The following is a 15,472-nucleotide window of genomic DNA, read 5'->3' as shown; positions in this document are numbered from 1 at the left end:
ATTTCTTCAATAAAAAAGAACCAGCTCTTAGAACTGATTCTTCATTTCACTTATTTAGCTTCTGGAAATACTTCTTTAAGATAAGCGTCAAAAACTTCTTCATCAGAAATAGTATCAGAAATAAAGCTTCCGTTACTAGTTCGTTCTGACAAATTCAAGTCCTGCAATCGGCTTTCATAGATTGTTCCTTTGTTTGATTGAACAAGCAGAGTTTGGTCGTTCTCTTCCATATCTGTACTGAAGAGATCACCAATAAATCCTTGCTCTGCAACTGCTCCTGCTAAGAAGACACGATGCGGTTTATTTTTTAGCTCACGCAAGACTTGTAACCCACGTTTGGCACGGCTGGTTACCGGAATTTCGTCAATAGAAACACGTTTCAAACTTCCACGTTGGGTCAAGAGGTAGAAGGATGAGGTGTTACAGATAAAGGCAGATTGGAGGACATCATCTTCTTTCAAATTCATAGCCTTGACACCTGCAGCCTTAGCACCGACAACTGGAACCTCTTCGATATTGAAACGCAGGGCATAACCATTTTGGCTAATCAAAAGAACATCATCTAGTTTAATCGGAGCCACTGCTACAATCTGGTCCGTATCATCTTTCAACTTGGCATACTTGACAGACTTAGACTTATAGGTTCGCCATGGAGAGAATTCTTTGCGTTCTACGCGTTTGATTTGACCGAGACGAGTAGCTGCAAAATAAGTTGTCGCATCATCAAACTGATCCACGACTTCAGCATAAAGGATTTCTTCGTTAGTTTCAAAGTTTGTAATGGTCTGGCTCAGGTGCTCACCGATATCCTTCCAACGAATATCAGCCAATTCATGAATTGGTCGATAAATAACATTTCCAAGAGTCGTGAACATCAGAAGATTCTGGGTGGTCTTGACAGCTTGTACAAAGATCAAACGGTCATCATCACGTTTACCAATTTCCTCTAGCGTTGAAGCTGCAAAAGAACGTGGACTAGTACGCTTGATATAACCTGCCTTTGTCACGCTGACATAGGTATCTTCCTCGGCGATCAGACTAGCTGTGTCAATCTCGATTGCTTTCGCAGTGTCCTCTAAAGAACTTAAACGTGGAGTCGCAAACTTCTTCTTAACTTCACGAAGTTCTTTCTTCATGAGATTGTACATGGTACGTTCATCACCGATAATAGCCGCAAGCATAGCAATCTTCTCACGAAGTTCTGCTTCTTCTTCCTGCAAGACAACTACGTCTGTATTGGTCAAGCGGTATAGTTGCAAGGTAACAATAGCCTCAGCCTGCTCTTCTGTAAAGTCATAGCTGACCTTGAGATTTTCCTTAGCGTCAGCCTTATTCTCAGAAACACGGATAAGAGCAATGACTTCGTCCAAAATCGAAATCACGCGAATCAGACCTTCGACGATATGGAGACGTTTCTCAGCCTTTTCCTTGTCAAAGCGTGAACGGGCCAGAATCACTTCACGACGGTGGGCGATATAGCTAGACAAGATTGGGACAATCCCAACCTGACGAGGTGTGAAATTGTCAATCGCCACCATGTTGAAGTTGTAATTGATTTGTAGGTCGGTGTACTTAAATAGATAGTTTAGAACAAGCTCGGTATTAGCATCTTTTTTTAGCTCAATAGCGATACGAAGACCGTCACGGTCAGACTCATCACGAACCTCAGCAATACCAGCCACCTTGTTATTGACACGGACATCATCGATTTTCTTAACCAGATTGGCCTTGTTGATTTCATAAGGAATCTCGGTGATAACGATTTGTTCCTTACCACCTTTTAGCTTTTCAATCTCAGTCTTGGAACGAACAACCACGCGCCCTTTCCCAGTTTCATAGGCCTTCTTGATTTCATCACGACCCTGAATGATTCCTCCAGTCGGAAAATCTGGTCCAGGCAAAAATTCCATGAGCTTGTCCACCTTAGCTGTTGGATGGTCAATCATATAAACAGTGGCATCAATGACCTCAGCTAAATTATGGGGTGGAATATCTGTGGCATATCCAGCCGAAATACCAGTCGAACCATTGACTAAAAGGTTTGGAAAGGCTGCTGGTAAGACTGTCGGCTCTTTTTCGGTGTCATCAAAGTTCCAGGCAAAAGGAACGGTCTTCTTCTCGATATCCTGAAGAAGATAGCCAGCAATTTCAGACAGACGTGCCTCAGTATAACGCATAGCCGCAGGCGGATCTCCGTCCATAGAACCGTTATTACCGTGCATTTCGACCAAAATCTCACGGTTTTTCCAGTCCTGTGACATACGAACCATGGCATCATAGATGGAACTGTCACCGTGTGGGTGAAAATTCCCCATGATATTCCCGACAGACTTGGCCGACTTGCGGTAGCTCTTATCAAAGGTATTGCCATCCTTATTCATCGAATAAAGAATACGGCGCTGAACCGGCTTCAAGCCATCACGAATATCTGGCAAAGCCCGGTCTTGAATAATGTATTTGGAATAGCGACCAAAGCGCTCTCCCATAATGTCCTCTAGGGACATGTTTTGAATGTTAGACATATAGGATACAAAGCCCGAAAAATGCAAAGTGAAAATAGAAAATTCTTAAAGCGAGCGATGTTCGCAAGAGAATTTATCCTTTTCACACAGCATTTAAGGCGTGTTCAACTCCTTTCAAAGAATGTAGAGTAGGTTTTTACAGAAAAAGTGTTCATTTAAGATATAAAGGGACGATTTGGCTTGCCAAAAATGTCTGTAGAAAAATAGAAAATCGATGTAGGGCTCGATAAAGTCAAGACGATTTGACTTTTTTCCGAATAAAATTAGTCCCGTGTTTAGTTACTACAAATAATCAAACGACCCTTTCTGTAGTTTAATCTTTTAAATTAAGGTCTTTAGTTAGCGATTAAGAAGTCTCGACTCAGCATACTCAATCATCTTCTCAGCTACTTCTTTATCGTAGTCAAAACCCATCTTTTGAGCAAGGGTCTGAGCCTCTTGGTGGAATAATTTCATCGTAGCAAATAAAGACTGAGTGATTTTGTCACTATTTGAGAAATCAAGTAGACTTGAGAATTCATTCTCTTTCTGAGCAGGCAAATAGTTAAAGATGTACTTATAATTTTTACCGATATCAACTGCTCCCCTATCACTTGCAACCTGCCAAGCCAAGATTTTCAAGAATTCTTGTTGACAAATGCCATAGAGATGGTCCGTCGTATAAATGACTTGTTTGCGACAAATCCCCTTAACCACGTAGGCTGATACCCACCAAAATTCATTGCAGACTTTTTCAAAATCCTTTTCAGTAGCTGAATTTGTCCAGTAACGCTCTATATTTGGTGAATAGGGTTCAAATAAATGCTCTGGATCTTCTAAAACAGTAAATCCGGCCTCACTGTCTACCCACTCTTGAATTTGTTGTTTTGGACAGAGGGTTAGATCAATTCGATTGCCATCTTCAAAGAGCATGAGGTATAGACGACGATGTCCCAACCTAACTTCTTGCTCAAGAATACGTTTGCCAAACTGATCTATCCAAGAAATGTCTCTCGTTAGATTATCTAAATTATCTACGACATAGATAACATCATAGTCTTGAAATTCATCTTTTGGGGCCTTTGGGTTTGTCCGTGAACCAGACATGGCGACAGTTTCTACTTGAATAGTTTTGGCAGTTTGTAAAATCAGATCTAGCATTTCTGTTTCTGTTCTCATGTTGATACCTGCCTTTTTAGTGGAAACTCTTGATTCTGTAGAGGACATGTCTATAAAGTGGACTGTCTGCTGGAACTTTTTCATTATCAAATTCTTTGACAAATTCCATGCTCAGTTTTTGCATGACTTTTTGCGAAAGTTGATTGAGTAAGAATGTAAAAGAGTAAACTTCTGACAAGCCAGCTTGCTGAAAAGCAAAGTCTAGACAGGCTTGGCTGTCTCCTTTCATTCAGATTTTCTAAATCCTGTACCAACAGGCTTAAAACTTATTGACCGATAAAATCCATCTGCTTCAGATATTAATTCAATCCGTGTCAAAGGATATTTTTTGTGGATCTCCTCAATCAGCTGCTGTCCCAGTCCTTTTCTGCGGTGGGATTTATCAATAATTATTTCAGCTAAAAAGGTCGTCATCACTTCATCCGTCAGATAACGGGCAAAGCCAAGAATTTTCTGGTCCTCTTCAAGCACCAAGTAATGAGACAGATTTGTTGAAAATAGAGATGTCACTTTTCCTCTGTAAAAGAAAGCCATTTTTCACTTTGATAAAGGCTATAAATAGCTTGACAATCTTTTCTGCTTGCAGGTCTGATAATCATCTTCTATTCCTCCAAATCTATCAGACTTAATTAACACTCCCCACTGCTTCCGTTACCTTCATAGCAGGTTTGCGTTTTTTGTAGCGGCTGCGGATGGTGTTGAGGTGATCGCGGAGATTGACCACATGAGTTCTTTCAGGATAAGCGTAGGCGTTGATTTCAGTAAAATCCACAAGGAAGTCATAGATTTCTTGTAGTTTTGCACGGACTTCCTTGTTTTGACTAGGTGCCTTGCCTTTTTGCTCAGCCAAGCGCTCCTTATATGCTTTTTCAAACTAAGACTGCGCTTTTGTCAAGGTTTCTATATGAGTTGTCAAATGTAGGGTTGCAAGAGCAGTTTGATAGTCCGTATCTTTTAGCTCCTTGAGTAAATGGTTAATAGCTTCTGTCTCCTTTTCGCAGCTTATACTCGTTAACCAAGCATAATTTTTGAAAAGTTTGCTGAGTTTGTCGTAAGCTTCCTTGCTACCTGCCTCTTTGACACGAGAGAAGGCCTTGACCAAGTCTGTCAAGGTAGAAAGCGCATCATCACGCTCACGATCAGAGGCTTCCAGACTAGCCACCATTTGACTGGCCTTGGAACGGTGTAAACCAACTTGCAAGGTCTCAAGAAGTTTTTCCATATCCCTAAGCTTCGTTACATAAACCTGCTCAGATTTATTGGCTTTTGTAAAAGCCCCTGACTCGTCCTTGCTCTCAGATAGAAGTTAGAAGAATTCGTTGTTTTCTAAATTGCGTACAGTTAAACTCGTGATTCCATATTCTTTTTTCATAAAACTCCTCCTTCAATGATGTATTTTTAATTTTTTGACCTAAAATAATTCAGAACATATCTAAATACTCGTATTTTACTCCAATAACTCAAAACACACATGTGTGTTTTGAGTTATTCCCCCAGACAAGATATTCTTCAGGTGTGATTTCTTGTTTTAGGGGTGGGGAAGGTAATTCTTCGTGTGGGATATTGTTTCAAAATAGTAAAAATCAAGAATACTTCTGTAGATGTATTCCTGTTTCATAAAAATGGAGGCTTGCCGTTTTCTCTGCAAGTGATGCTTCATTTGCTATTGTTTTATACGCTGGAGGAAAATACTGAAGAAGTGAATCTGACTCAAACTTTGTTAAGTCTCCAATATCTTTTAAAATGGGATTGACATTTTTTTCTTGTTCATTTCTATCATAATCACTGTCATAATCTAAGAAATAATTCGATTCGTTTTTGAAATCATTATACATTTTCTCATCAAAAAGACTAATGAATCGATGATAAATAAAATTAAGTTCAAACCAAGCTTTTCTGTAGGGATTACCAAAAATGGTTTGTGCAATCCCTACTGACATAGATTCGTCAAATCCTTGGGATATTAGTACCTGTTTTAAATAACCAAATATGAACCAATCTTTAATTTTAGTTCTTTCAAGAGGGTTATCAAACTCCAAGTCCCAGTTAGGATTATAATCAGGATTTACTATAGTTGGAATTACAAACCTTCCATGTGCCGCTGCATTTCTTATAATTCTTAAATCTGAAAGTACTGTTTTATGTAAAACAATATCTTTGACAAAAGGAGTTAATAAACGTCCCCCTGTAGAAATACTTTCTTTTGAAAAAACATCAAACTTATCAAGTAAAGATTCTAAAGTACTCAAATCCATTTGATCCATTAAATCTTCTAATGGGATTATATCGGAATTAATATAATCAAATTTATCTGAGTAACTTAGATACTTATATCTGTTTTGGGCTCTTTTATATTGTGTTTCCTTAGCATCGTCGGTGGAATTTTTCCAATGCCTAACAACTCTAGCAGCAATTTCATCTCCACCTTCTCTCTGAGTAGCTAATCTACTTAATAAACTTTTGTATGAATTTTCAATCCCTAATATCCATCTTAATATCTTTTCCCTAAATACTTTGTCAATATCGTCAATTTTAACAATGTGTTTTACATCAATTTTTTTTAAATTACCCAAAGTTTTTTCAATAAAAAGACCATTAACAATATAATCTAACATATAGGGTTGAAATCCTATTTTTTTCAAATATTCATATAAAATAGCTTCATCATCTACCAAAACAGAATCATAAAAATTTTTTAACACAGAAGCAGTAAACTGATCAACCACCAAATCAAGCTCTCTGATTTCGTTTTCCATTTGATTTTTGGTTGGTAGTTGAATATTAAACAAATCAAATTTTTCTTTTACTTGTTCCAAATAGGACTTTGATTCCACACGCTTTTCCTGAATTAAATTTCGAGAATCAAACTTTAAGTCACTAGCTTCTCTAATTATCTTATCTCTAAGACTCACTCCCTTTTTTATATTAAACTCTGCCTCTTTGCTATATTCAATGTACTCAATACCATCTATTTCTTTTATCATCTCAGGAGTAAACTGAAATGGAAGCTCCTCACCTTCTTGACCAAAACTATCCGTAGAAATATATCCGTAATTTCTAAATAGCTTGATAATTCTTCCTACACCTTTTTTCTTCTTGTTTTTATTTTTTCCCATTCTAAACCTATACCTTCAATTTCATCAAAACACCATCTCTCCACTCTCTTCCAGCGTAAACTTGACATTGTCTTCAATCCACTTACGGCGTGGTTCAACCTTGTCTCCCATGAGGATATTGACACGACGTTCGGCGCGTGCTAGGTCTTCGATGGTGACACGTATGAGGGTACGGGTTTCTGGATTCATGGTTGTTTCCCAGAGCTGGTCCGCATTCATCTCTCCAAGCCCCTTGTAGCGTTGGAGTGTTGCGCCTTTACCAAACTGCTTGCGGAGTTCTTCTAACTCTCCATCTGTCCAAGCATAGGCCACTTCTTCTTTCTTGCCTTTCCCTTTGGACATCTTGTAAAGAGGTGGAAGGGCAATATAGATATGACCTGCTTCAACTAACGGACGCATGTAACGGTAGAAAAATGTCAAGAGCAAGGTCTGGATATGGGCACCATCTGTATCGGCATCGGTCATGATAATGATTTTGTCATAGTTGGCATCTTCAATAGAGAAGTCTGCTCCCACACCTGCACCAATAGTATAAATCATGGTGTTAATTTCTTCATTTTTGAGAATATCCGCCATCTTGGCCTTGGCTGTATTGATAACCTTACCACGAAGGGGCAAGATTGCCTGGAACTTGCGGTCACGGCCTTGTTTGGCAGAACCACCGGCAGAGTCCCCCTCAACCAGATAGAGTTCATTCTTAGCAGGATTCTTAGACTGGGCTGGGGTCAATTTTCCAGAAAGCAAGCCCTTGTCTTTTTTATTTTTCTTACCATTACGACTCTCATCACGCGCCTTACGTGCCGCTTCACGAGCGTCACGCGCCTTAATAGCCTTGCGAATAAGATTAGAAGCCAATTCTCCATTTTCCATGAGGAAGAAAGTCAACTTATCAGCCACAATTCCATCCACAACTGGACGCGCTAGAGGACTTCCTAGCTTATCCTTTGTCTGGCCTTCAAACTGCAAATGTTCTTCAGGAACTAGTATAGAAAGAACGGCTGCTAGTCCTTCACGATAGTCTGACCCTTCAAGGTTTTTATCTTTTTCCTTGAGAAGACCTGTCTTACGCGCGTAGTCGTTCATAACCTTGGTAATGGCAGACTTAAGTCCAGTCTCATGCGTTCCACCATCCTTGGTGCGAACGTTATTGACAAAGGATAGAATGTTATCTGAGAATCCATCATTGTACTGGAGCGCTACTTCCACTTGAAAACCATTGTCTTCACCTTCAAAGTAAAGAACTGGCGTCAAGGTTTCCTTATCTTCGTTGAGATAAGAAACAAAGTCTTGTACCCCATTCTCATAGTGGAATTCAATCGCTTCGTCTGTTCGTTTATCAGTCAGAGACAAGGTCACATTTTTCAAGAGAAAGGCTGACTCATTGAGGCGTTCTGAAATGGTATTGTACTTGAAATCGATTGTAGAAAAGATCGTCGCATCAGGCATGAAAGTAACCTTGGTACCTGTCTTAGACTTGGGAGCTGTACCGATTTTCTTCAGAGTCGTGACAGGTTTGCCACCATTTTCAAAACGTTGCTTGTAAACTGCGCCATCACGGGTAATTTCAACTTCTAACCAACTAGAAAGGGCATTAACAACAGAAGAACCCACCCCGTGGAGACCACCTGATGTTTTGTAGCCACCTTGACCAAATTTCCCTCCGGCGTGAAGAATGGTAAAGATAACCTCAACTGTTGGGATTCCCATAGCGTGCATACCTGTCGGCATCCCACGTCCATAGTCTTGCACCGTCAAACTGCCGTCTTTGTTTATAGTCACATCAATACGATCGCCAAACCCAGACAGGGCTTCATCGACTGCATTATCGACGATTTCCCAGACGAGGTGGTGGAGTCCTGCTCCATCAGTCGATCCAATATACATCCCTGGACGTTTTCGGACTGCATCCAACCCTTCTAGCACCTGAATGGCGTCATCATTATAATTGTTAATATTGATTTCCTTTTTTGACACAAGGAACCTCCTATTCGTTCATCTTTACTATTCTACAGGTTTTCTAAGGATTTTGCAAAATTTTTCTTTCTCCGCTGTGACAATTTCAGAAGAGATTCTCTGCCTTTCTTTCCCAATTCATGATATAATAGGAGTATGATTACAATAGTTTTATTAATCCTAGCCTATCTGCTGGGTTCGATTCCGTCTGGTCTCTGGATTGGACAAGTTTTCTTTCAAATCAATCTGCGAGAGCATGGTTCTGGTAACACTGGAACGACCAATACCTTCCGCATTTTAGGCAAGAAAGCAGGTATGGCGACCTTTGTGATTGACTTTTTCAAAGGAACCCTAGCAACGCTTCTTCCGATTATGTTTCATCTACAAGGCGTTTCGCCTCTCATCTTTGGACTTTTGGCTGTTATTGGCCATACCTTCCCTATCTTTGCAGGATTTAAGGGAGGCAAGGCTGTCGCAACCAGTGCTGGAGTGGTTTTCGGATTTGCACCTGTCTTCTGTCTCTACCTTGCAGTTGTTTTCTTTGGAACCCTCTATCTTGGTAGTATGATTTCACTATCTAGTGTCACAGCATCTGTCGCGGCTGTCATCGGAGTTCTACTCTTTCCACTTTTTGGTTTTATCCTGAGCAACTATGATCCTCTATTCATCGCTATTATCCTAGCACTTGCTAGTTTGATTATCATTCGTCATAAGGACAACATCACACGCATCAAAAATAAAACTGAAAATTTGGTCCCTTGGGGATTGAACCTAACCAACCAACATCCTAAAAAATAAAACGCCAGTTCTGAATGAACTGACGTTTTTTTGTATGCTTATTTTGATTTGATATAGTTGATACCATCTGCTTTTGGTGCGACTGCTTTTCCAAAAAAGGCTGCCAAGACAAGAATGGTCAAAACATAAGGTGCGATTTGAAGATAAACCGCAGGCACTCCTTGTAGGAACGGCAATTGAGATCCGATAACAGCCAAACTTTGTGAAAGTCCAAAGAAGAGACTAGATAGCATGGCTCCGATTGGATTCCATTTTCCGAAGATCATCGCAGCAAGTGCAATAAATCCAGGTCCAACAATAGTTGTTACCGAGAAGTTAACTGAGATGGATTGAGCATAAATCGCTCCGCCAATTCCACCTAGGAAACCGGAAATAATAACCCCTAAATATCTCATCTTGTAGACATTGATTCCCAAGGTGTCCGCTGCTTGAGGGTGTTCACCGACAGAGCGGAGACGAAGACCAAAGCGAGTCTTGAAGAGGATAAACCAAGCAAGGAATGAGAAGGCAATCGCGATATAACCTAGCAGACTTGTTGACTTGAAGAAGATATCACCAATCACTGGTATATTTGCCAAGACTGGGAAATCAAAGCGTCCAAAAGTCTGACTTAGGTTGTCGGTTTGTCCTTTGTTATAAAGGACTTTCACTAAGAAAACAGCCAAGGCTGGCGCCATCAAGTTCAAAACCGTACCGCTGACAACATGGTCTGCACGGAAATGAACCGTCGCTGCTGCGTGGATGATAGAAAAGATTCCCCCTACCAATCCTGCTACAAGCAAGGATAGCCATGGAGTTGCTGCGCCAAATTGTTCTGCAAATTCAAGGTTAAAGACCACTCCAGAAAAGGCACCCATAACCATAATTCCTTCAAGGCCGACGTTTACCACACCACCACGTTCAGAGAAAACACCACCGATACTTGTAAAGATGAGGGGCGCTGAGTAAATCAGCATAGAAGACACCAAGAGGGTGAGCAAGGTTGTAATAGACATCTTTACTTACCTCCTTTAACTTGTTTTTTCGGTTTGACAAAGCGTTCGATAAGGTAATGAACACTGACAAAGAAGATAATAGACGCTGTTACAATGCTGACAAGCTCAGACGGTACCTGCGCCGCATTCATACCAGGGGCTCCAACTTGGAGAACACCAAATAGGAAGGCTGCAAAGAGAATACCAATTGGTGAATTGGCTGCAAGCAGACTAACTGCCATCCCGTTAAATCCAACAGCCAATGACGCCCCTTGAACATAGACATTCTGGAAGGTTCCAAGCCCTTCTACCGCTCCACCAAGACCTGCCAAGGCACCTGAAATAATCATTGAGAGGATAATCGTTCTTTTGGCAGAAATACCAGCGTATTCTGAAGCATGTGGATTAAGACCAACAGCACGGATTTCAAAACCAAGGGTTGTTTTCTTGAGCATAAACCAAATAACTGCGACAGCAATGAGAGCAAAGAAAATACCAATATTCATCCGCGAGTTACCAGTCAACTCAGCCAACCAAGGTGTCTGGTAGGTTGCATTAGCCCCAACACGAATGGTCGAATCTGTACTTTGCATAAATTCTTTAGGAAAGGCATGAATCAAGGCATTTCCTACATATAAGACAATGTAGTTCATCATGATGGTTACGATAACCTCTGACGTCCCTAGATAGGCTCTAAGAATACCTGGAATCGCTCCGACAATCCCTCCAGCAATCAAGGCAATCACGATGGTTGCTAGAATCATCAAGGGACGGGGCATATCTGGATGCGACAGGGCAAACCAACCGCTGAGAATCCAACCAGCCAAAGCCTGACCAGGAAGTCCGACGTTAAAGAAACCAGCACGACTGGCAACGGCAAAGCCAAGACCAATCAAGACCAAAGGCCCCATGGCACGGAAGATTTCTCCAATACCACGCAGACTACCAAAGGCTGTATAGAACAATTCTTCGTAGCCCCAAATAGCATCATAACCGAAGATCCACATGACAATGGCTCCGAGTAAAATTCCTAGGAAGACAGAAATCAAGGGAACCGAAATTTGTTGTAATTTTTTAGACATCACTCTTCTCCTTTCCCAAGTTTCCACCAGCCATCAAGACACCAAGTTCTTGTTTATTGGTTGTTTCTGGTGATACAATACCTTGAATCTTACCATCGTGGATAACGGCGATTCGGTCTGAGACGTTTAAAATCTCATCTAGTTCAAAGCTGACAACAAGGACAGCCTTGCCATTATCACGCTCTTCAATCAAGCGTTTGTGGATATACTCAATGGCACCGACATCCAACCCACGAGTTGGCTGGCTGACGATAAGGAGATCAGGATCTCGATCAATTTCACGAGCAATAATTGCTTTTTGTTGATTTCCTCCTGAGAGTGCAGCTGCAGGAACAAATTCACTGGCAGCACGAACATCAAACTCTTCCATTAGCTTTTTAGCATAAGAAGTAATATTTGAATAGTTCAAAATTCCATTTTTACTATGTGGTTCTTTGTAATAGGTTTGAAGGGCAATATTTTCAGAAATCATCATTTCCAAAATCAAGCCATCACGGTGACGGTCTTCTGGAACGTGCCCAACACTCAACTCTGTAATCTGACGTGGGTGCAAGCCTACAATTGAATCTCCTTTTAGCTCAATGCTACCAGATTCAACCTTGCGAAGACCTGTAATGGCTTGAATCAGTTCAGACTGACCATTTCCATCAATCCCCGCAATACCAACAATCTCTCCAGCACGAACATCCAAGGACAGATTTTTAACAGCTGGAACACCACGGTTTTCATTGACCACCAAATCTTTGATAGATAAGACCACTTCTTTTGGTTGAGAGGCTTGTTTCTCTGTTTTAAAGGAAACAGAACGTCCCACCATCATTTCTGCCAAATCAGCATTGGTAGCCCCTGCGATTTCGACGGTTTCAATTGATTTCCCACGACGGATAACTGTAACGCGGTCAGAAACTGCGCGAATCTCGTCCAACTTGTGGGTGATCAAAATAATTGATTTTCCTTCTTTGACAAGATTTTTCAAAATAGCCATCAACTCATCAATTTCTGATGGAGTCAAGACAGCCGTTGGTTCATCAAAGATAAGGATATCAGCCCCCCGATAAAGGGTTTTTAAAATTTCTACACGTTGTTGGGCTCCAACTGAGATATCTGCCACCTTAGCAGAAGGATCAACAGCTAAGCCGTAACGTTCAGAAAGAGCCTTAATTTCTTTGCTAGCTCCAGCAATATCTAATACACCATTTTTAGTTAATTCACTTCCTAAAATGATGTTTTCAGCCACTGTGAAGGCTTCTACCAACATAAAGTGCTGGTGAACCATTCCGATTCCCAAGCTAGCCGCTTTAGATGGTGAGTCGAGGTTGACAACTTGACCGTTGACTGCGATTTCACCACTGGTTGGTTCAAGAAGCCCTGCTAACATATTCATGAGCGTGGACTTACCAGCCCCATTTTCTCCTAAAAGTGCATGAATTTCACCTTTTCGTAGGTGAAGGTTGATTTTGTCGTTGGCAACAAATTCACCAAACACCTTGGTAATATCACGCATCTCAATGACATTTTCGTGTGCCATGTGCTCTTCCTTTCAGAGTCTTATTTTATTTCAATAAAACTTGCTAGTTTGTCTAGTAGCAAGCTTTACTGAGACAAAATGACTTTGTCTCAACTCTTAAAAAAGCGGCCGATGGCCGCTTCCTAAGAAATAACTTCCATCCATTATTTTTCAGGAACTTTTACGCTTCCATCAAGGATTTTAGCTTTAGCATCTTCGACAGCTTTTTTACCTTCTTCTGAAAGGTTTGTTACTGCCAAGTCAACCCCTTTATCTTTCAATGAGTAAACGATCACTTGACCGCCAGGGAATTCACCTTTTTCTGCTTTGTTAGCAATATCTTTTACAGTTGTACCAACTTGTTTCAAAGTAGATACAAGAACGAAGTTTGATTCTTTACCATCTTTAGAAGTGTACTTACCTTCTGCTACTTGGTCACGGTCAACACCGATAACCCAAACTTTTTCACTTTCAGAACGGCTTTCATTGAGTGATTTTGCTTCTGCAAAGACACCAGCACCTGTTCCACCTGCTGCTTGATAAACAACGTCTGCACCAGCTGCGTATTGTGCTGCTGCAATTGTTTTACCTTTAGCAGCATCACCAAATGAACCAGCATAGTCAACTTGTACTTTGATAGATGGATCTACTGACTCAACACCAGCTTTAAATCCAGCTGCAAAACGTGAGATAACTTCAGACTCAATACCACCTACAAAACCAACTTGTTTTGTTTTAGTTGTTTTAGCCGCTGCAACACCCGCAAGGTAAGCAGCTTCGTTATCAGCAAATGTTACGCTAGCAACATTCTTTTGATCTTTAATCACATCATCAATCAAGACATAGTTCAAGTCAGAGTGGTCTTTTGCTGCTTCTTCAACCGCATTGTGAAGGGCAAAACCAACACCGAAGATTAGGTTGTAGCTTCCAGCTGCTTGTTGCAAGTTGTTAGCATAGTCAGCTTCACTTGTTGATTGGAAGTAAGTGAAACCTTTATCTTTTGAAAGATTGTGTTCTTTACCCCAGTCTTGCAAACCTTCCCAAGCTGATTGGTTGAATGATTTGTCATCAACACCACCAGTATCAGTGACGATTGCTGCTTTTGTCTTCACATCAGAAGATGAAGCTGCGTTACGAGAAGAGCGGTTACCACATGCAGCAAGTCCAACTGCTGCCACTGCAACTAGACCGAGGCCTAGCCATTGTTTCTTGTTCATTACTGAACCTCCTAAATAAGATGTGCAACGATGTTGCAAGTATGGATTGATTGGCCACAAGGACCGTGCCACTCAGAGAGCGACTCAGACTAGTTTAAGTCTGTAAAAGAGTATGGAAGTAACTCCCCGACCGTCATCTCGACCGTCGATTTATCTTTTGCGACTAAGGTCACTTTTAGATCTTGTTCAAAAAATTCAGCCATCACTTGGCGACAAGCACCACATGGCGAAATTGGCTTTTCAGTCTGTCCATAGACAATTAATTCTGAAAACTCTCTTTGACCTTCAGAAACTGCTTTAAAAATCGCTGTACGCTCTCCACAGTTGGTCAAAGAATAACTAGCATTCTCGATATTGACACCTGTATAAGTGGTACCTTCTTTCGCCACTAAAACAGCTCCGACTGGAAAATGAGAATAGGGCACATAGGCTTTCTTGCTGGTTTCAATTGCTAGTTCAATCAACTCAGTAGTCGCCATCAGCCAATTCTCCTTTTAAAATGGCTACCCCAGCTGACGTTCCGATACGGGTCGCACCTGCTTCCACAAAGGCAAAAGCATCTGCATAAGAACGAGCTCCACCAGCAGCCTTGACTCCCATATCAGGTCCAACTGTTTCACGCATTAATCTAACATCTGCTATCGTAGCACCACCAGTTGAAAAGCCAGTAGATGTTTTGACAAAGTCAGCTCCCGCTTTTTGGGCTAATTGACAAGCCACAACTTTTTCTTGGTTTGTCAGCAGACACGCTTCAATAATGACTTTCACTAACTTGTTCCCACTTGCTTCCACGACTGCGCGAATATCTGACTCAACCAAGGCTAAATTACCTGATTTGAGAGCCCCAACATTGATCACCATATCAATCTCATCTGCACCATTTTGGATAGCTTCTTTGGTTTCAAATGCTTTCACAGCTGAAGTTGTTGCTCCCAAAGGGAAACCTACTACTGTGCAGACCTTGACATCTGTGCCTTCAAGCCCTTTTTTAGCATGTTCAACCCAGGTAGGATTAACGCAAACACTGGCAAAATCATACTCTCTAGCCTCAGACAACAAACAATCAATTTGATTTTCTGTTGCATCTTGTTTTAAAAGCGTATGATCGATATATTTATTTAATTTCATATTCGGATTCTCCTGCG

Annotated in this window: 12 protein-coding genes and 2 pseudogenes; 1 reads left to right on the top strand and 13 read right to left on the bottom strand. The window is 41.0% G+C overall.

Annotated features, from left to right (window positions below):
* Positions 1-50: 50 nt before the first annotated feature.
* The 7 genes and pseudogenes from parC to parE all read right to left on the bottom strand — a co-directional run bounded on the left by parC (position 51) and on the right by parE (position 8,770).
* Complete coding sequence (gene parC / locus SK637_RS04085; protein WP_078352272.1) at positions 51-2,522, bottom strand: DNA topoisomerase IV subunit A; 2,472 nt, start codon at positions 2,520-2,522, stop codon at positions 51-53.
* A 339-nt stretch (positions 2,523-2,861) separates the two neighbouring features.
* A complete protein-coding gene (locus SK637_RS04080; RefSeq protein WP_033688664.1) occupies positions 2,862-3,680 on the bottom strand; it encodes an aminoglycoside 6-adenylyltransferase in 819 nt (272 codons plus the stop codon).
* A 16-nt stretch (positions 3,681-3,696) separates the two neighbouring features.
* Positions 3,697-3,897, bottom strand: a pseudogene (locus SK637_RS09850) (GNAT family N-acetyltransferase); the annotation flags it as partial.
* 8 nt (positions 3,898-3,905) lie between these two features.
* Positions 3,906-4,190, bottom strand: a complete 285-nt coding sequence (locus SK637_RS04070; RefSeq protein WP_237397641.1) for a GNAT family N-acetyltransferase — start codon at positions 4,188-4,190, stop codon at positions 3,906-3,908.
* Between the two features lie 115 nt (positions 4,191-4,305).
* A pseudogene (locus SK637_RS10095) lies at positions 4,306-5,052 on the bottom strand (DUF6261 family protein).
* A 211-nt stretch (positions 5,053-5,263) separates the two neighbouring features.
* A complete protein-coding gene (locus tag SK637_RS04055; protein ID WP_033688660.1) occupies positions 5,264-6,796 on the bottom strand; it encodes an Abi family protein in 1,533 nt (510 codons plus the stop codon).
* Positions 6,797-6,820: 24 nt separating this feature from the next.
* A complete protein-coding gene (gene parE, locus SK637_RS04050; protein WP_033688658.1) occupies positions 6,821-8,770 on the bottom strand; it encodes a DNA topoisomerase IV subunit B in 1,950 nt (649 codons plus the stop codon).
* Positions 8,771-8,905: 135 nt separating this feature from the next.
* Between parE and plsY the strand changes: the two genes are divergently transcribed.
* Entirely contained in the window at positions 8,906-9,547 is a 642-nt protein-coding gene (plsY, locus tag SK637_RS04045; protein WP_033688657.1) for a glycerol-3-phosphate 1-O-acyltransferase PlsY, read from the top strand.
* A gap of 38 nt (positions 9,548-9,585) precedes the next feature.
* On the opposite strand, the gene SK637_RS04040 is transcribed toward plsY, so the two are convergent.
* From SK637_RS04040 to deoC, 6 genes are all read right to left on the bottom strand, one after another.
* Complete coding sequence (locus SK637_RS04040; protein WP_000029119.1) at positions 9,586-10,542, bottom strand: ABC transporter permease; 957 nt, start codon at positions 10,540-10,542, stop codon at positions 9,586-9,588.
* Positions 10,543-10,544: 2 nt separating this feature from the next.
* Positions 10,545-11,603: an ABC transporter permease gene (locus SK637_RS04035; protein WP_033688655.1), complete on the bottom strand. Its 1,059-nt coding sequence runs from the start codon at positions 11,601-11,603 to the stop codon at positions 10,545-10,547.
* The gene (locus tag SK637_RS04030) at positions 11,596-13,131 is read right to left on the bottom strand and encodes an ABC transporter ATP-binding protein (RefSeq protein WP_033688653.1); all 1,536 of its coding nucleotides are present in this window, start codon (positions 13,129-13,131) and stop codon (positions 11,596-11,598) included. Before SK637_RS04030 ends, SK637_RS04035 begins: the two co-directional genes overlap by 8 nt.
* A gap of 143 nt (positions 13,132-13,274) precedes the next feature.
* The gene (locus tag SK637_RS04025; protein WP_001036137.1) at positions 13,275-14,327 is read right to left on the bottom strand and encodes a BMP family lipoprotein; all 1,053 of its coding nucleotides are present in this window, start codon (positions 14,325-14,327) and stop codon (positions 13,275-13,277) included.
* Positions 14,328-14,416: 89 nt separating this feature from the next.
* Complete coding sequence (locus SK637_RS04020; RefSeq protein WP_033688652.1) at positions 14,417-14,806, bottom strand: cytidine deaminase; 390 nt, start codon at positions 14,804-14,806, stop codon at positions 14,417-14,419.
* The gene (gene deoC, locus SK637_RS04015) at positions 14,793-15,455 is read right to left on the bottom strand and encodes a deoxyribose-phosphate aldolase (protein WP_033688650.1); all 663 of its coding nucleotides are present in this window, start codon (positions 15,453-15,455) and stop codon (positions 14,793-14,795) included. Before deoC ends, SK637_RS04020 begins: the two co-directional genes overlap by 14 nt.
* Positions 15,456-15,472 lie beyond the last annotated feature (17 nt).

Source organism: Streptococcus mitis, from assembly GCF_000722765.2.
Classification (GTDB): Bacteria; Bacillota; Bacilli; order Lactobacillales; family Streptococcaceae; genus Streptococcus; species Streptococcus mitis_AQ.
Note: the sequence above shows the minus strand (reverse complement) of the source record. Positions and strands in the feature narration are given on the sequence as shown.

Bases quoted from the DNA above. Each gene is read 5' to 3' on its own strand.
- SK637_RS04040 (WP_000029119.1), bottom strand. From the start codon at position 10,542: ATGTCTATTACAACCTTGCTCACCCTCTTGGTGTCTTCTATGCTGATT.
- SK637_RS04055 (WP_033688660.1), bottom strand. From the start codon at position 6,796: ATGGGAAAAAATAAAAACAAGAAGAAAAAAGGTGTAGGAAGAATTATC.
- deoC (WP_033688650.1), bottom strand. From the start codon at position 15,455: ATGAAATTAAATAAATATATCGATCATACGCTTTTAAAACAAGATGCA.
- SK637_RS04025 (WP_001036137.1), bottom strand. From the start codon at position 14,327: ATGAACAAGAAACAATGGCTAGGCCTCGGTCTAGTTGCAGTGGCAGCA.
- SK637_RS04080 (WP_033688664.1), bottom strand. From the start codon at position 3,680: ATGAGAACAGAAACAGAAATGCTAGATCTGATTTTACAAACTGCCAAA.
- plsY (WP_033688657.1), top strand. From the start codon at position 8,906: ATGATTACAATAGTTTTATTAATCCTAGCCTATCTGCTGGGTTCGATT.
- SK637_RS04030 (WP_033688653.1), bottom strand. From the start codon at position 13,131: ATGGCACACGAAAATGTCATTGAGATGCGTGATATTACCAAGGTGTTT.
- SK637_RS04035 (WP_033688655.1), bottom strand. From the start codon at position 11,603: ATGTCTAAAAAATTACAACAAATTTCGGTTCCCTTGATTTCTGTCTTC.
- SK637_RS04020 (WP_033688652.1), bottom strand. From the start codon at position 14,806: ATGGCGACTACTGAGTTGATTGAACTAGCAATTGAAACCAGCAAGAAA.
- parC (WP_078352272.1), bottom strand. From the start codon at position 2,522: ATGTCTAACATTCAAAACATGTCCCTAGAGGACATTATGGGAGAGCGC.